The sequence below is a fragment of the Flavobacterium pedocola genome (genome assembly GCF_053764385.1).
The window spans coordinates 473,645-490,774 of the sequence record NZ_JBSNCR010000002.1; the positions used below are offsets into that span (position 1 = coordinate 473,645).

Below are 17,130 nucleotides of genomic sequence, written 5' to 3' on the forward strand. Positions count from 1 at the left end.
TTCTAAAACCCCTTTTTTGGAAGCCTTAAAAACCATATTGTATTTTTCTATTTTCCGCTATCCGTTAAAGATTGAGGAAATACATCGTTATACCACGCACGAAACTCTTTCGGAGACCGAGGACGAAATCAATTTTTTGCTTCAGGAAAAAATCCTGCAAAAAATAGACGATTTTTACCTGTACGGCAATGATTTGGAATGTGTTACCAAAAGATTAAACGGAAATCTAGGCGCCCAGAAGATCATGGAGCTTGCCAAAAACAAGGCTGATTTCATTTCTAAATTTCCCTTCGTGAAGGCAGTGGGTATTTCAGGTTCACTTTCAAAAGGCTATTTCGACCATAAAAGCGATGTGGATTTTTTCATCATCACCGAACCGAACCGCCTCTGGTTTACGCGCACTTTTTTGATGCTTTACAAGAAGGTTTTCCTGTTGAACTCTCGAAAATATTTCTGCATCAACTATTTTATTTCCACAGAAAACATGGTTATAGAAGAGCAAAACCGATTTACCGCAACCGAAATCCGCACCCTGATTCCCGTAAAAGGAATAACGGTTTTTGAAGATTTTTACAAAGAAAACAATTGGACCAACCATTATTTCAGGGAAGAAAATTTCAAATCCAACGAAATAACCGAAATCGACAAACCCATCATTATTCTAGGAATCGAATCCCTTTTACGAATCCCTTTTTGGAGTACTTTGGATAACGGATTACGCAAACTGACCTTATTAAAATGGAAATCGAAATTCAAAACAATGCAACTTGAGGATTTTAAAATTGCACTAAAATCCACCAAAAACATTTCGAAACACCATCCGTCCAATTTTCAGAAGCGCGTAATTGTAGCTTTAAATGAAAAGTACCGCGAATTCAACAAACAATACAACATCGAACTACAGGAAGAACATGCTTGATATTCTTTTTTCGCATTCCTATTATTACAAACTCGATCCGAAACAGTGGAAAAACAAAACACCTTTTCCTCCGTTAGGAACTCTATATGCCGCTTCCTTATTGCGGAAGAGTGGCTATTCCGTGGATTTGTTCGATACAAATTTACGCGACAATCCTTCGGCAATTGCCCCCATTCTTGAAACCAAAAAACCAAAATACCTGATCATTTACGACGACGGTTTCAACTACCTGACCAAAATGTGCCTGACCAACATGCGGGAAGCCTGTTTTGAAATGATCCGACTCAGCAAAAAACAAGGTTGTACCGTAATCGTTTGCAGTTCCGACTCAACCGATCACTACGAAAAATATCTGGAAAAAGGAGCTGATTTCATTATTCAGGGCGAAGGTGAACTCACGCTTTTAGAGCTCATAAATACATTGAAAAACAATGAGATTACAAACGTTATTTCAGGTCTTGTTTACCAAAAAGAAGGAAATATAAAAATCAATCCCAAACGAAATGTTCTTCAAAATTTAGATGAATTACCGTTGCCCGCTTGGGATTTAATAGATATCGAACAGTACCGAAACATCTGGAAGCAAAGTAATCAGGTATTCTCATTGAACATTGCCACCACACGTGGTTGCCCGTATAAATGCAATTGGTGCGCGAAACCTATTTACGGGAACCGCTACAATGCACATTCCCCGGAATACATCGTAAACCATATAAAATTCCTTTCCGAAACTTTTGGAGTGACCCGTTTTTGGATGTGTGACGATATTTTTGGGTTAAAACCGAATTGGGTGCAGGAGTTCAATAAATTATTACAACAGGAAAAGCTGAAAATCCGTTATTATATCCAAAGCCGTGTCGATTTATTGCTAAAAGAAGACACTATCGATGCTTTGGCCGCCTCCGGTTTGGAAGAAGTATGGGTAGGAGCCGAAAGCGCGTCCCAAAAAATCCTTGATGCGATGGACAAAGGCACCACTGTAGAACAGATCCATCAAGCCACAAAACTCCTGAAAGCCAAAAACATAAGAGTTGCTTTTTTCCTGCAGTTCGGCTATTTGAGCGAAAACCAAAACGATATCCGACAAACCATCGCCATGGTAAAAAAACTGATGCCGGACAATATTGGCATTTCGGTTTCTTATCCATTGCCGGGAACGGTATTTTACGATAAAGTAAAAGCCGATTTGAAAGAAAAAGCCAATTGGAAAGATTCCGACGATTTCGAAATGCTTTTCAACGGAACGTACCGCTCGGAGTATTACCGCAAACTGCAGCGTTTTGTCCACAAAGAATACCGAAAAAGCCAGGGATTGTACCATTTGAAATCAGCACTGAAAAACCCACTCGGACTTTCCTCGGAACAATTAAAATCCGTAATGAAATTAGGTTACTATATCCCGAGCGCGTTTCTGGATTCGCTCTATTTAAAACGACTCGACCATGAACGCTAGTTTCGACATCGCCGCGCAACATTACGATACTGCTTTTACCCACACGGTAATAGGCAAATTACAGCGCGATTTGGTGTACGGACATTTATCGGAAATACTGAAAAACAAGCCGGAAGCGATTTTAGAAATCAATTGTGGCACCGGTGAAGACGCTATTTGGCTAGCAAAACAGCATTTTAAAGTAATCGCCACGGATATTTCCCCTGAAATGATTGCGGTGGCTAAAAACAAAGCGGATTTAAAAAACCTCAACTTTCAACAAGCAGACATCAATCAGTTGTCTGAAATCTTTCCGCACGTGAAATTCGATTTGATTTTTTCCAATTTCGGAGGGTTGAACTGTCTTTCTAAAACCGAATTGAAAGCATTTTTTATATCGGCAACCGAATTATTAACCGAAAACGGCCGCGTGGTTTTGGTTGTAATGCCGAAAAATACGCTTTGGGAACAATTGTATTTCCTTTTGAAAGGGAATTTGAAAAACGCGTTGCGAAGAAAAAAAGAAGTTGTTTTAGCGAATGTAGCGGGCGAAAACGTAAAAACATATTATCACAATCCGAAAGAACTGGTAAAAGTAAGCAACGATTCGTTTAGACTGAACCAGGCAAAACCGATCGGCTTTTTTGTACCACCTTCCTACCTGGAACCATTTTTCAGAAGCAAGCCAACCTTAATTTCAATATTAAATCGTTTGGAAAAAAGCATTAAAAACCAATCGTTTTTAGCCAGATATGCCGATCATTATTTAATCGAATTACAGAAAAAATGAGTCTTTTGCTAACCCATGCCTACTACCTGTCCGACGATCCGAAGGAACAGAAAATCATGAAGCCCTACCCGCCGCTGGGTTTGCTTTATGTGTCCGGCTACCTGTTAAGCAAAAACATACCCAACGATGTTTTCGACAGCACTTTTTCTTCTCGGGAAGAACAGCTGCAGTTCATCCGAAGCAAAAACCCGAAAGTCATTGCCATTTATACCAACCTGATGACTAAAATAGAGGTGGTCAGGCTCATCAAAATCCTCAAAACCGAAACGTACCAATTTCCAAAAATTATTCTTGGCGGACCGGACGTTACCTATAACATTGAAAACTACCTTGAGGCCGGAGCCGATTTTCTGGTTATCGGGGAAGGCGAAGAAACCACTTTTGAATTGTACAACGCCATTTGCAACGATCAAGATTTCACAACGATCTATGGTATTGCTTTTTTAGATAAGGGAATCGCGGTCAAAACGCCCGAACGCACCAAATTCAGGGAACTTGATCAATTACCGCTACCGAATCGCGAAGCCATCCCGATGGAAAAATACTTAAAAACCTGGAAGGAAAATCACGGGGAAAGCTCCATGACCATTTCCACCCAGCGCGGTTGTCCTTACACCTGTAAATGGTGCAGCACAGCTGTCTACGGGCAAAGTTACCGCAGAAGACCGGCACATTTGGTCGCTCAGGAAATGAAAATGCTCAAAGAAACCTACAATCCCGATGCGCTTTGGTTTGTAGACGATGTGTTTACCATCAGTCACAAATGGCTTACGGCTTTTCACGAGGAAGTGGTGAAACAAAATGCTCAAATCCGTTTTGAATGCATTACCCGTGCCGAACGTTTGAACGACGAAATCCTGAAACTGTTAAAAGAAGCCGGTTGTTTCCGAATCTGGATTGGTGCGGAAAGCGGTTCGCAGAAAATCATCGATGCCATGGACCGTCGTGTGGATGTGAACCATGTCAAGAAAATGATCCAGAACACCAACGCATTGGGAATTGAAACCGGAACGTTCATCATGGTAGGCTATCCCGGTGAAAATGACAACGATATTTCACAAACCATCCACTATTTAAAAGAAGCCAATCCAACATATTATACCATTACGGTAGCATATCCGATTAAAGGCACTTCGCTTTACAACGAAGTGGAAAACGCTATTACCGTGAAACCGGATTGGCAAACCTCAACCGACCGTCAAATCGATTTCAAAAGAACGTATTCCCGTAAATACTATGATTTTGCCGTTTCCAAAGTGGTAAGCGAAGTGGAATTCCACAAAGAGCGCCTAAAACACAACAGCGACAAAGTCCGGATGCTGAAACTCAAGGTTAAATCGTTCCTGGCGAGTTCGTTAATGCTCCTAAACAAATAACTCTTGACAGTTGAGCCAAAATATTGGTATTATCTGGTCCCGCTATTATGCTGGACCGTGGTTTATTTCGCATTTTCCTTTGATGGTTTATACGGACAAGATGCCTACGAATACCTGCGCTATACCGAAGCCCTGAAAACTTATTTTGAAAACGAAACTCCTCCCGGTGACTATTTTTGGGGCGTTTATTATCCTATTTTGGGAAGTATGCTCAGCTTTATTTTACCTTCAACAGCGCTTTCCCTGCAATTGATTGCTGTCGGTTCGTTAATGGTATCGGGAATTTATCTTAAAAAAATCATTCAATTGATTTACAAGAAGGAAAGTGTTGGCTTGATTCCGGTTTTGTTTTTCACCCTTTCACCCATTGTCTTAGTACACAGTGTTTTGGCCATGTCGGACATGCTTGCTTGCTGTTTTACAACCTTGGCGGTCTATCAACTCCTCCACTGTATTGAAAAAGCGGAGGCCAGAAGTTTTATTCTCGGTAGCATTTTTGTGGCTTTGGCTATGTTGACCCGATATGCTTCAATTGTCATTTTGCTTCCGTTTTGCTTGGTAGCTTTTTATCAGATGGTCAGCCTTAAAAAGTTTTGGGTTTTGCTTTTTTCGGTTGTTCTTACAGCTTTGATTGCGGTTCCTCATTTGGTGATCCGTTCACAGAACAGTTTGCAGTTTTTATCGCACCAATGGCTGCAAAACTGGGAGTTTTACCATCTGTTCCAAAGTGGTTTCACAACAGTTGACGGTTCGATGCAGTACCGTTTCATCAACCTGATTTATATTTTCTTTTCGTTTTACCATCCGGTGTTTTTAGTTTTCGGATTGTTGCTTTTGGGCTTTTTACTAAAAAAAAGAATATACTCGTTTACGAAATATCAAAAACTGCTGCTGGTTGCCATAGTACTGTATGCGTTATTTTTAGGCGGCATCCCATTTCAGAACAAACGCTTTTTGTTACTGTCTTTTCCTTTGGTAATTGCCCTTCTTTTTCCTTTAATTGAACCGGTATTGCTGCAATTCAAAAATCAAAAAGCAGTTGTTTTTCTTGTCGTTTTGACACAGCTTTCCATCGGCACCTATTATGGCAATTCGTTTTACCAAAGAAACCAACTCGAACAAAACATCGCCAAAGAAATGAAACCATACGAGCACAATACGCTCTACGCTTTTGATATTGACATCGCCTTAAAAGGACGACAACTGCACTTCAACTACAAAAGCATCTGGAAGGAAAAACTGCACGAATTTGATAAAAATGCCTTACTTTTAGTAAACGAAAAGCAGCTCGAAAAGCAATGGAAAGACAAAAATCCGTTGCTCAATTGGAACGCGCTCCAAAAGCAATACGAACTTGAAAAAATAAACGCTTTCGAAGGCGATTTCAACCTTTACCGCATTGGCAACAAAAAATAAACATATCGTGATTTTAACACCCGGATTTCCGGAAAACGAATCGGATACAACTTGTATTCCAGCGTTGCAGCTTTATGTAAAGGCCTTGCAACAACTTTCGGATTTCGAGATAACGATAATCAGTTTTCATTATCCGGATAAAAAAACGAAGTATCACTGGAACCAAATACCGGTAATCGCTTTGGGTGGAAGTTCCCGTTTGTCAAAACTCCTGCTTTGGAAAAGAGCTTCAGAGGTTTTGAAACAACTCCATCAGCAAAAGAGGATTTCAGTACTGCACAGTTTTTGGTTGGGTGAATGTGCGCTTATCGGAAATTGGTTTGCCCGAAAAAAAAACATCAGGCATCTAACGACTTTAATGGGACAAGATGCTTTGAAGCAAAACGGCTACGCTAAAATCCTGCCGATCAAAAAAATGAAGCTGGTTACGCTTTCCGGATTTCATCAGCAAGTGTTTTACCAAAATCACAAAGTAACCACAGAAATCATTCCCTGGGGGATTGCGGCAGAGGATTTCCCACAAGCGACTGAAAAAAGCATTGACATCATTGGCATTGGCTCATTGATTCCTATAAAAAATCATGCTCTTTTTATGGATGTGGTTGGTGAACTTTCTAAAATCAGACCGATAAACGCCGTCTTGGTTGGTGATGGTATTTTAAAAGATAAACTGGATCAAAAAATACGAGAACTAAATCTTGAAACTACGCTTCAGTTAAAAGGGGAATTACCGTATCTCGAAACCCTGAAACTGCTTTCGAAGGCCAAAATCTTACTCCATACCAGTACTTATGAAAGTTTCGGACTCGTTTTTGCAGAAGCTTTACAAAGCAAGACTTTAATTGTTTCGGAAAAAACAGGCTGTACCTTTGAAACCGAAAATTGGGTTACCGCAACTTCCAAAGAAGAAATGATTGAAGCTTGCCTTACTTTGCTGGACAAGCCTTTTTCAGAGGTTACTCCTAACCCATTCCTAATAACCAAAACGGTGGAACGCTATTTAAAACGGTATGCTGACTAAAACCAAAATACAATCCATACTTGACTGTGTCCCTAAAAGATACAAAAGGAAGCTGTTGCCGTTTTTTGGGTTTTCAATGGTAAACGTACTGCTCGAATTGTTGTCTGTGGCCTACCTGCTGCCCTTTTTGGTTTTGGCCCTTGACACTAAAAAACAGTTCCAGAACAGGTATCTTGACTTACTTTTCCAAAGGGAACATCTTGTTTACAGTTTACTGTTGCTTATTGGGTTTTTCATTATCAAAAACGCACTTAGCATCTGGTTCATCAATTACCAAAACCGGTTGATTTATGCGGTTTCTTCCGAAATTTCAAAAAAATACACCGAGAATTTCATCCACAGCGATTACCTGTTTTATCAAAATCAGGACAAAGGTTCGATTCTTAAAAACACCATCGAAGTTCCGAACAATTTCGCCAACCATGTTTTGCTTTCCCTTAACACGATCCTTAGTGAAGGCTGTATTATTCTTGTCATTACCGGCATAGGTTTGTTTTTATTTCCGGCACTCACCAGCATCGGCCTTGTTCTTTTTCTGCTTGCTTTTTCCCTTATTTACACCTTTAGAAGGTTTAAAAAAGTACGCAAAAGCCTCTCGGAAGATTATCAGCAAAACGTGAATTCCCTTTTAGATTTGATCAACGGGTTTTTCGAAATAAAAAGCGCCGGAAAGGAAGACGCTTTTCTGGACAAATTCAACGCATCCAACCGAAAACTCAACAAAACCTATTCTTTTTTAACGACTCTTAAAAACTCAAACGCCAAGTATCTGGAAATAGTGATCATCGTGATTATCTGCGTGATCGTTTTTTATCTGGTGAATTATTCCGAAAAAACTACGGAAAATGTAGTACTACTCTCGTTCTTCGCCTCGGTTTTCTTTAAATTGATTCCTTCCCTAAACCGATTGGTTGTAGCTTCTTCGAGCATCAAATCCTTCGAATACACGATAAACGCAATACAGAAAAACACGTTAAAAAAAGAAAAACCGGCAACCAAAACGACCGAAGTTTCTTTTAAAAACAACCTCACACTGGAGAACATCAGCTTTAGTTACCAACAAGACCATCCATTAATTGAAAACACTTCCCTTAAGATTTTCAAAGGTGAAATCGTGGGTATTTTTGGCCGATCCGGTAGCGGAAAAACCACTTTGCTGAACATCCTGCTGAATTTAATCGAACCCGATTTGGGCAAAATCGCTTTAGACGGCAACGAAATCACGGAAGAAAACAAAAACAGCTTCCTTTCTTTGGCCGGATACGTTACGCAGGAGCCTTATGTATTTAACGGAACACTTTTGGAAAACATCGCCATCGGACAACAGGAAAACGAAATCGATTACTACAGAATAAACGAACTTAGTCTGCAATTCGGTTTTGATGATGTCATTCATACTTTTAAAGAAGGATGGCAAGCTTCAACCGGACACAGCGGCAAAAAACTCTCTGGCGGGCAAAAACAAAAACTGGCCCTGATCCGTGCTTTGTACAACCAACCGGAACTTTTGATTTTGGACGAAGCGACCAATCAACTGGATCGGGAAAACGAGGAAAAAATCCTTTCCTACCTTAAAAAACTGAGTGATGACGAAAATCTGACGGTACTTTTAATCTCCCACGACCAAAAGGTGCTTACGTTTTGCGATAAAACCTTCGAATTCAAAAAAGGCAGCCTTCATGAAGTTTAGCATCGTCACCATTACCCACAACCGTGCTCATTTGATTGGCAAAACGATTCAAAGTGTTTTGAACCAATCGCATGCAGAATACGAACACTTAATTATCGACGATGGTTCTACCGATACTACCGAAGAAGTCATTAAAAGCTTCAACGACCCAAGAATCAAATACTTCCCATACCCGAAAATCGAGAAACGGAGTTATCTGAGAAACGAAGGCCTCCGAAAAGCAACGGGCGATGTTTGCTGCATTTTAGATTCTGACGACCTGTGGACAAGTGACAAACTGGAAACCATCAATACTATTTTTGAACAGCATCCGGAGGTTTCATTCGTCATTCACAACATCGAGTTTCATCCTTCTGATGCCGTTACAGAAAAAATCTTCCCTAAGTTCCAAAGCGATTTCAAAGGTTTTGTTTTGAACGACGTTTTGAACGATATCATTCTACCCTTTCCAACGTTCAGCATCCGAAAAGAAGCGTTGGATAAAATCGGTTTATTGGACGAAAAACTGCTGGACGGGCAACATGATTTGTATCTAAGAGCTGCCGCTGAATTGCAATTTTATTATAGCTGTCGAAAGTTGACCGTTATGGTAAAACATCCGGGGAACATTTCAGCAAAGACAAACCTTACCCACTACGAAGATTATTTCAAATCGCTGGAAAAACTCGAAAAGGAACAGCACATTTCCCGCAAAACCCATAAAGTGTTAAAAGGGAAAACCTATGCCAAAATTGCGTACATTTATCACAAGCAAAAGAATTTCAGCCTGGCTAAGGAAAATTACCGGAACAGTTATCGTTCCTACTTATGGAATTACCACGGTTTGAAGTCGTTGTTGCTATTCCTGAAGTTAAAATTATCTGCTTGAGTAAAAACAAAATCATATTATTCAACCCGAAAAGTGCTAACGGGAAACACCGCATCCCCAATTCGATCTTGCAGGTGGGCGCTTCCATTCACGGTAAATACGATTATGTTTTTGTGGACGGAAATCTGGAAAAAGATTCGTGGGCAACCATTGAAACCTATCTGAAATCGGGTGAGTTCAAATATTTCGGTTCAACGGTGATGCCCGGACCGCAGCTTCGACAAGCGATTCCGTTTACCAAAAAAATAAAAGAAGAATTTCCAGATATTACGGTAGTTTGGGGCGGATATTTTGCTTCGAACCAATATAAAGTCGCCCTTAACTCAGGTTACGTGGATTACATCATCAACGGACCGGGCGACAATACATTTCCGGAATTGGTCACTACCATCGAGGCCAACACAACGGGAAATTTACCTTTAATCAAAAACCTGATTTACAAAAAAGAAAACGGTGAAATTATCAAAACCGCAGTAGAAGCCTTGCTCGATCAAGACACCCTGCCCAGGTTCCCTTATGATTACCTCAATTCTTTTTATCCGGTAAAAAACTATCTGGCCAAAACCTTCATGGGTCACAAAACGCTGTCCTATCATTCCAGTATGGGCTGTCCGTTTTCGTGCTCCTTTTGCGCGGTCGTTCCGATTTATAATGCAAAATGGAAAGGTATGTCTGCCGCAAGAATCTATGAAGATGTGAAGCATTTCAAAGAAAAACACAATATCGATGCCATTGAGTTCCACGACAACAACTTTTTCACTTCGAAAAAACGCGTCTTGGAATTCTCCGAGCTGATCCTAAACGACAACATCAGTTATTGGGGTGAAGGACGCATCGACACCATCAATATGTACAGTGATGAGGATTTGAAACTCATGCGCAAAGCCGGTTGCAAAATGATATTTTTGGGTGCTGAAACCGGTAACGATGCCGTACTGAAACAAATGAACAAAGGCGGAACCCAATCCGGTCAAATGATCAAAGATTTTGTGCTTCGGATGAAAAATGCCGACATCATCCCCGAACTTTCCTTCGTCTTAGGAATGCCAGCCAAAACCGAAAAAGAAGTGTACGACCAGATTTTGTGGGACATCAACTTTATTAAGGAAATCAAGGTGATCAACCCGAAGGCGGAAATTATCATATATCTGTTCAGCCCGGTGCCTACAGAAGGTTCGGAATTGTACCAGCAGATTTTAGAGGCCGGTTTTTCGTTTCCGGAAACACTGGAAGACTGGATTTCTCCGGCTTGGGAGAATTTCGATTTGCGTAAAAACCCGCTTACACCTTGGCTGAAACCCTACATGATCGACACCATCAAAAATTTTGAAACGGTTTTAAACGGTTATTATCCTACTGTTTCAGATTTCAGGATCAGGGGTTTTAAAAAACAGCTTTTGCAAACGATTTCCGGAGTGCGCTATAAAACGAATTTCTACCATTATCCCTACGAAATCAAGGCGTTACACAAAATATGGAAATACCGACAACCCGAGATTGAAGGTTTTTATTCTGAATGATGAGAGCGATTTTAAAAAAAATACTCAGTCCTTTTTTGCAAAAAGCCAGTGCTGTTTACCTTACCAAAGCCAGAAAATACAGTTATAAGAACATTTCGGTTTGGGTTCAGCCGGGCGTTTTTCCGCCGTTTATCACCATCAGTACCAAATTGCTCTTGGAATTTATCGAAACGCTTGACTTAAAAGGCAAAACCTTTTTGGAATTGGGCTGCGGCTGTGGAATCATTTCGATTTCAGCAAAACAAAAAGGCGCTGTGGTTACCGCAAGTGATATCAATGAAACTGCTTTGGAAGCTTTGAAGAGAAATGCTGCGGACAATGCTGTTTCCTTAGAAATCTGTTATTCGGATTTATTTGAAAACCTTAAAGAAAGAACGTTTGATTACATCATCATCAATCCGCCGTATTATCCCAAAAACCCGAATTCCATAGCCGAAAATGCTTGGTTTTGCGGTGAAAATTTCGAATATTTCGAAAAGTTGTTTCAGCAGCTCCCGGAGTTCATCAGTACCGATAACAAAAAAACGTACATGATTCTTTCCGAAGACTGTCAGATCGATCAGATTTCAACAATCGCGCAAAAAAACAAACTCCATCTAAAATGTATTTTGAAAAAAACCGTTTTTAGAGAAGTGAATTTTATTTACCAAATTGAGAAAGACAATAAGCTAACAATACCAACCCATTCAAATGATTAAAAAGACGTTGCTTCTTTGCACCCTTCTTTATTCTTTCCTGATCTTCGGGCAAAACAACTATTATCTGGAAGGAAAATTAGGGAAAAGCAAAATTTACATGTATTTAGAGGTCTATGATACGGAAGAAAATGCTGTACAGGCCCGATATTTTTATGAAAGTTCTTTGAAAGACATTGTTTTGGAAGGGACGCTCGTAAACGGAAAATTTGAGCTTTTTTTCAAAGACTACGCTACGGATAAAATCTTCGAAAAATTTGAACTGACCCGTTTACCCAACAACCGTTTCAAAGGATTTTGGAGCAACCAAGCCGCTAAAAAAACCGCTTTGGAGCTAAAACCCATTGATTTCTCAAAATTTAAAACCAATCCGATTGTAAAAAAAGAAGATGATCCTTTAGATGTAATCAAACTTCAATTTATAAAATTCAGTAAAGATTCTACTTCGCTATACAATCACAAAAAGATTGATTGGTATTCAGAAAAACACTGTAAAGTTCCATTTTTCAGGCTTTCAGATGATTTTGCCGCAGCCAGTCGTGAAAAAATAAACCCGCAGTTAAACACCATCCATCTGGAGGAAGTGCTTTCCCAACTGAATTGTTCCACCCGCTATAATTACAGCGAGGGAAACGGCATCGAATACACCGTCAAAATTGGTTTTCTGAACAAAGATTTACTGGGTTTTGAGATGTTCCGCTCCTGGGACTGTGGTGGAGCTCATCCTGATTTTGGCGGCCAAGGCTATCTTTTGGATTTCAATACCGGCAAAAGTTACCAGCTCGACGAAATTATCGCATTCGATAAAAGCGTAACTTACGATAAAGACAACAACTTCAGCGCCTATTCCGAATACCGAACGAAGTATTTTGCACCGAAACTCTTCGAACTGATCAATGCAACACAGCATTTTAAAAAACCCGCAGATTCCGAAGAAGACGGCTGCGATTATACCAATTTAGAATTCTGGAATTTTGTCTCGTGGCATTTCACTGCAGACGGGATCGAATTTACGCCTTACTTTTACCGCGCCGCTCGAAGCTGTGAAGAACCGTTTCCGGTTTCGTTTGATGCCTTGAGAAAATACAAAAACCCATCATTCCCTTATACCTTTTAATACGATGAAAAAAACAGGCTTACTTTTAATTTTATCGATTGCTTTATCTGGCTTTGCCCAGGAAAACACACGTTTCCGTAAAATAGACAGTTTGCTCACCTATCTGAACAACAATAATAAATTCATGGGACAAGTAAGCATCCGCGAAGGCGATAACGTGGTTTTCTCGCGCGCCTACGGATTGCCAAAAAGCAAGGTAAAACCAGACGGTTATACTAAATACAAAATCGGTTCGGTCACCAAAACCTTTACCGCAGTGATGATCCTACAGCTGGTGGAAGAAAGAAAACTGAAACTTGACTCCAAACTGGCTCGCTTTTACCCTAAAATCCCCAACGCCAGCAAAATAACAATTAACGATCTGTTACGCCATCGTTCAGGAATTCGCGATTATCTCAATGTGGATGCTGCCACAAATGGAATGACGCCAGTATCCCAAAAAGAGATGATTGCCCGAATTGCTGGCTACCAACCGGTTTTCGAACCCAATTCCAAAGCCGAATACAGCAACTCGAATTATTATTTATTAGGCTGTATCATCGAGAATATTACGAAAACCGACTACAAAACCAACTTAAAAAACCGTATTGTCAACCGTCTGAAGCTTCAGGATACTTATTTGGCGGATAAAATCGACCTTGCCCGCAACGAAGCTTATTCCTATATATATGACGGGACAAAATGGAACCAGATTCCGGAATGGAACATGTCCATGGCGTATGCTGCCGGCGGAATAACTTCCAACGCGAATGATCTGACTGCTTTGCTGAACGGGATCTTTAACGGAAAACTGTTAAAACAACCTTCCATAGACGAAATGATTCAACTGAACCAGAGTTATGGAATCGGTTTGATCACTTTTTCCTTTGGGGAACGCAAATTTTACGGCCACAACGGCGAAATTGAAGGGTACAAATCAGTCGTTGGGTATTATCCGAAAGAAAAAATGGGGATTTCCCTACTTGTAAACGGCGACAACTACAACCGCAACGACATCATGATCGGAATTCTCAGTATTTATTACAAGATGCCTTATCCGTTTCCGAATCTGACTTCCTTGAAAATAGACGAAAACATACTGAAAAACTACACCGGGGTGTATTCATCCAAAGACCTACCACTGAAAATCACGGTCAAAATCGAAAAAGGCGAACTCATCGCACAAGCCACCGGACAGAGCCCGTTTCCGCTGAACGCCATCAGCAATACCGAATTCACTTTCGATTCGGCCGGCCTGAACATGATTTTTGGCGATAAAACCATGTTATTAAAGCAAGGCGGTATGGAATTTAAGTTCATTAAAGACTAGTTTTTCATCAGCAAATCAATCACTTGACTGATAATCAGAATACAAAATATTGTTTCAAGAGTTTGCATTGTAAAGAAATAATTGTACTTTTGCACTCCCTTAATTGGGAATGGAATGTTTAATTTAAATAAAAAAACGTGGACAATTTAAGCTACAAGACAGTTTCAGCTAACAAAGCTACTGCAGACAAACAGTGGATTGTTGTAGACGCTGAAGGTCATAACTTAGGACGTTTTGCTTCAAAAGTAGCTATGCTATTAAGAGGTAAATACAAGCCAAGTTATACACCGCATGTGGACTGTGGAGATAACGTAATCGTTATTAACGCAGAGAAAATCAACCTAACAGGTAACAAGTTGGAGGATAAAACGTATATCCGTCACACTGGCTACCCAGGTGGACAAAGAAGTTTAACTGCTAAAGTAATGCAACAAAAAAATCCTGCATTATTAGTAGAGAAAGCTGTAAAAGGAATGCTTCCTAAAAACAAATTAGGAGCTGAGTTATTCCGTAATTTGAGTGTAAATGTTGGTTCTGAGCACAAACACGCTGCACAGCAACCAAAAACTGTAAACTTAAACGATCTTAAGTAATGGGAGTTATTCACAAAATCGGTAGAAGAAAATGTGCAGTAGCACGTGTTTATGTTACTGAAGGTTCAGGAAACATTACCGTAAACAAAAAAGATTTCGCAACTTACTTCCCAACTGCTACATTACAGTACAAAGTAATGCAACCTCTTTCTATGACTGAGAACGCATCAAACTTTGACGTAAAAGTTAATGTATACGGTGGTGGTACTACAGGACAAGCTGAGGCTGTTCGTATGGCTATCGCAAGAGCAATGTGTGAAGTAGAAGCTGAAAACAGAAGCATCTTAAAACCAGAAGGACTTTTAACGCGTGACCCTCGTATGGTTGAGCGTAAGAAATTCGGTCAGAAGAAAGCTCGTAAGAGATTCCAGTTCTCTAAACGTTAATATTTATTATTATTTAAAAACACTAAGTTTTTGTTGCTCTCCCATTGAGGTGGGAATTAGTTTAGCATCTAAATGGTTAAGACCTGAGAAATCGCTACTTAATCATTGCTAATACACAAGAACGTAAACTATTACAAAATGGCAAACAAAGTAGAAGTTAAAGAATTACTAGAAGCAGGTGTTCACTTCGGACACATGACTAGAAAATGGGATCCAAACATGGCTCCTTACATCTATATGGAGCGTAATGGTATTCACATTATCAATCTATATAAAACTGCAGCTAAAATCGAAGAAGCTAACGAAGCTTTGAAAAAAATCGCTGCATCTGGTAGAAAAGTACTTTTCGTAGCTACCAAAAAACAAGCAAAAGATATCGTTGCAGAAAAAGCTGCAGCAGCAAACATGCCGTACATCACTGAAAGATGGCCAGGTGGTATGCTAACTAACTTCGTTACTATCCGTAAAGCTGTTAAGAAAATGGCTTCTATCGATAAAATGAAGAAAGATGGTACTTTCGATACTTTATCTAAAAAAGAAAAATTACAAATTGATCGTCTACGTGCTAAGTTAGAGAAAAACTTAGGTTCAATTGCTGACATGACTCGCCTTCCGGCTGCGTTATTCGTTGTAGATATCAAAGCAGAGCACATCGCTGTTAAAGAAGCTCAAAAGTTAAACATTCCAGTTTTCGCTATGGTAGATACCAACTCTGATCCACGTCAGGTTGATTTCGTTATCCCGGCAAACGACGATGCTTCTAAATCGATCGAAAAAGTTTTATCTTTAGTTTCTGGTGCAATCGTTGAAGGACTTTCTGACAGAAAATCTGACAAAGACGAGCAACCGGCTGGAGAAGTAGCTGAAGCAAAAGCAGAAGCAACTACTTCAACTGAAGAATAAATAACATTAAATTCCAAATTTTAAATTCCAAACTCCAAACAAAATCTATAACGTTTCGTTCATGATTTTAAAACATTGGAATTTGGGATTTGGGATTTGGAATTTCTATTTTTAACACAATTAAAATTTAAAAAACTATGGCAACAATAACTGCTGCAGACGTAAATAAATTGAGAACCATCACCGGAGCTGGTATGATGGATTGTAAAAAAGCATTAGTGGAAGCTGATGGAGATTTCGATTTAGCAATCGAGAACTTACGTAAAAAAGGTCAAAAAGTAGCTGCTAACCGTTCTGACAGAGAATCTACAGAAGGTGCTGCAATCGCTGTTGTAAATGCTGACAACACTGCTGCGGTAGCTATCACATTAAACTGTGAAACTGACTTCGTAGGTAAAAATGAAGGTTTCGTAAAATTAGCTACTGATTTAGCTAACCAAGCATTGAACTACGCTACTAAAGAAGAACTTTTAGCTTCTGACTTCGGTGGAATTACTGTTGCTGAGAAACTAATCGAGCAAACTGGTGTAATCGGTGAGAAAATTGAAGTAGGTCAATTTGAGCGTTTAGAAGGTGCTTTCGTTGGTTCTTATGTTCACTCTGGTAAAATCGCTACTTTAGTTGCTTTATCTGCTAATGTTGCTGGAGCTGACGAGGCTGCTAAAAACGTAGCAATGCAAGCGGCTGCAATGAACCCAATCGCTTTAGACGAGGCGGGTGTTGATGCTTCTATCATCGAGAAAGAAGTGGAAATTGCAAAAGAGCAATTGCGTGCAGAAGGAAAACCAGAGGCTATGTTAGACAACATCGCTAAAGGTAAAATCCAACGTTTCTACAAAGACAATACTTTGGTAAACCAAGACTACATCAAAGACGGTTCCATGAGCGTTTCTGCTTACGTTAAAACTGTTGACGGTGGTTTAACTGTTGCTGGTTTCAAACGTGTGGCTTTAGGATAATCATTCTACACTCAGAATATACAAACCTCAATCGCAAGATTGGGGTTTTTTTATGCTCTTTTCTAAAATTCAAGCACTTATAAATTCATTTGTATTCAAATAAAAAAATAAGATATTTATTGCAAAATAGCTACTT

The 17,130-nt window shown here is 39.8% G+C and carries 16 protein-coding genes; all 16 read left to right on the plus strand.

What is annotated here, in order from left to right:
- The first annotated feature begins 16 nt into the window (after positions 1–16).
- On the plus strand, positions 17–919 hold the full coding sequence (locus ACWPKD_RS06145; protein WP_455411792.1) for a nucleotidyltransferase domain-containing protein: 903 nt from the start codon (positions 17–19) through the stop codon (positions 917–919).
- Positions 912–2,372: a B12-binding domain-containing radical SAM protein gene (locus ACWPKD_RS06150; protein WP_455411793.1), complete on the plus strand. Its 1,461-nt coding sequence runs from the start codon at positions 912–914 to the stop codon at positions 2,370–2,372. Before ACWPKD_RS06145 ends, ACWPKD_RS06150 begins: the two co-directional genes overlap by 8 nt.
- Positions 2,362–3,141 (plus strand): class I SAM-dependent DNA methyltransferase, encoded by a 780-nt coding sequence (locus tag ACWPKD_RS06155; protein ID WP_455411794.1) that lies wholly within the window; start codon positions 2,362–2,364, stop codon positions 3,139–3,141. Before ACWPKD_RS06150 ends, ACWPKD_RS06155 begins: the two co-directional genes overlap by 11 nt.
- Positions 3,138–4,517, plus strand: coding sequence for a B12-binding domain-containing radical SAM protein (locus tag ACWPKD_RS06160; protein WP_455411795.1), 1,380 nt, complete (start codon positions 3,138–3,140; stop codon positions 4,515–4,517). Before ACWPKD_RS06155 ends, ACWPKD_RS06160 begins: the two co-directional genes overlap by 4 nt.
- A 3-nt stretch (positions 4,518–4,520) precedes the next feature.
- Positions 4,521–5,933 carry an ArnT family glycosyltransferase gene (locus tag ACWPKD_RS06165; RefSeq protein ID WP_455411796.1) on the plus strand — a complete coding sequence of 471 codons (1,413 nt, stop codon included), beginning with the start codon at positions 4,521–4,523 and terminating at the stop codon, positions 5,931–5,933.
- Positions 5,934–5,940: 7 nt separating this feature from the next.
- Positions 5,941–6,954, plus strand: coding sequence for a glycosyltransferase (locus tag ACWPKD_RS06170; protein WP_455411797.1), 1,014 nt, complete (start codon positions 5,941–5,943; stop codon positions 6,952–6,954).
- Positions 6,944–8,644, plus strand: coding sequence for an ATP-binding cassette domain-containing protein (locus ACWPKD_RS06175; protein ID WP_455411798.1), 1,701 nt, complete (start codon positions 6,944–6,946; stop codon positions 8,642–8,644). The genes ACWPKD_RS06170 and ACWPKD_RS06175 overlap by 11 nt, the downstream gene beginning before the upstream one ends.
- Entirely contained in the window at positions 8,634–9,512 is an 879-nt protein-coding gene (locus ACWPKD_RS06180; RefSeq protein ID WP_455411799.1) for a glycosyltransferase family 2 protein, read from the plus strand. The genes ACWPKD_RS06175 and ACWPKD_RS06180 overlap by 11 nt, the downstream gene beginning before the upstream one ends.
- Positions 9,509–11,032, plus strand: coding sequence for a B12-binding domain-containing radical SAM protein (locus tag ACWPKD_RS06185; protein WP_455411800.1), 1,524 nt, complete (start codon positions 9,509–9,511; stop codon positions 11,030–11,032). Before ACWPKD_RS06180 ends, ACWPKD_RS06185 begins: the two co-directional genes overlap by 4 nt.
- 35 nt (positions 11,033–11,067) lie before the next feature.
- Positions 11,068–11,730, plus strand: coding sequence for a methyltransferase (locus ACWPKD_RS06190; protein WP_455411801.1), 663 nt, complete (start codon positions 11,068–11,070; stop codon positions 11,728–11,730).
- Positions 11,723–12,844, plus strand: a complete 1,122-nt coding sequence (locus tag ACWPKD_RS06195; protein ID WP_455411802.1) for a hypothetical protein — start codon at positions 11,723–11,725, stop codon at positions 12,842–12,844. The genes ACWPKD_RS06190 and ACWPKD_RS06195 overlap by 8 nt, the downstream gene beginning before the upstream one ends.
- A 4-nt stretch (positions 12,845–12,848) precedes the next feature.
- Positions 12,849–14,153 carry a serine hydrolase domain-containing protein gene (locus tag ACWPKD_RS06200; protein ID WP_455411803.1) on the plus strand — a complete coding sequence of 435 codons (1,305 nt, stop codon included), beginning with the start codon at positions 12,849–12,851 and terminating at the stop codon, positions 14,151–14,153.
- Between the two features lie 137 nt (positions 14,154–14,290).
- Complete coding sequence (gene rplM, locus ACWPKD_RS06205) at positions 14,291–14,746, plus strand: 50S ribosomal protein L13 (RefSeq protein ID WP_026980260.1); 456 nt, start codon at positions 14,291–14,293, stop codon at positions 14,744–14,746.
- On the plus strand, positions 14,746–15,132 hold the full coding sequence (gene rpsI, locus ACWPKD_RS06210) for a 30S ribosomal protein S9 (RefSeq protein WP_455411804.1): 387 nt from the start codon (positions 14,746–14,748) through the stop codon (positions 15,130–15,132). Before rplM ends, rpsI begins: the two co-directional genes overlap by 1 nt.
- A gap of 138 nt (positions 15,133–15,270) precedes the next feature.
- Complete coding sequence (gene rpsB, locus ACWPKD_RS06215; protein ID WP_237789594.1) at positions 15,271–16,035, plus strand: 30S ribosomal protein S2; 765 nt, start codon at positions 15,271–15,273, stop codon at positions 16,033–16,035.
- Between the two features lie 137 nt (positions 16,036–16,172).
- Positions 16,173–16,994, plus strand: a complete 822-nt coding sequence (gene tsf, locus ACWPKD_RS06220; RefSeq protein ID WP_455411805.1) for a translation elongation factor Ts — start codon at positions 16,173–16,175, stop codon at positions 16,992–16,994.
- Positions 16,995–17,130 lie beyond the last annotated feature (136 nt).

Bases quoted from the DNA above. Each gene is read 5' to 3' on its own strand.
- ACWPKD_RS06150 (WP_455411793.1), top strand. From the start codon at position 912: ATGCTTGATATTCTTTTTTCGCATTCCTATTATTACAAACTCGATCCG.
- ACWPKD_RS06155 (WP_455411794.1), top strand. From the start codon at position 2,362: ATGAACGCTAGTTTCGACATCGCCGCGCAACATTACGATACTGCTTTT.
- ACWPKD_RS06160 (WP_455411795.1), top strand. From the start codon at position 3,138: ATGAGTCTTTTGCTAACCCATGCCTACTACCTGTCCGACGATCCGAAG.
- ACWPKD_RS06175 (WP_455411798.1), top strand. From the start codon at position 6,944: ATGCTGACTAAAACCAAAATACAATCCATACTTGACTGTGTCCCTAAA.
- ACWPKD_RS06180 (WP_455411799.1), top strand. From the start codon at position 8,634: ATGAAGTTTAGCATCGTCACCATTACCCACAACCGTGCTCATTTGATT.
- ACWPKD_RS06195 (WP_455411802.1), top strand. From the start codon at position 11,723: ATGATTAAAAAGACGTTGCTTCTTTGCACCCTTCTTTATTCTTTCCTG.
- ACWPKD_RS06200 (WP_455411803.1), top strand. From the start codon at position 12,849: ATGAAAAAAACAGGCTTACTTTTAATTTTATCGATTGCTTTATCTGGC.
- rpsI (WP_455411804.1), top strand. From the start codon at position 14,746: ATGGGAGTTATTCACAAAATCGGTAGAAGAAAATGTGCAGTAGCACGT.
- rpsB (WP_237789594.1), top strand. From the start codon at position 15,271: ATGGCAAACAAAGTAGAAGTTAAAGAATTACTAGAAGCAGGTGTTCAC.
- tsf (WP_455411805.1), top strand. From the start codon at position 16,173: ATGGCAACAATAACTGCTGCAGACGTAAATAAATTGAGAACCATCACC.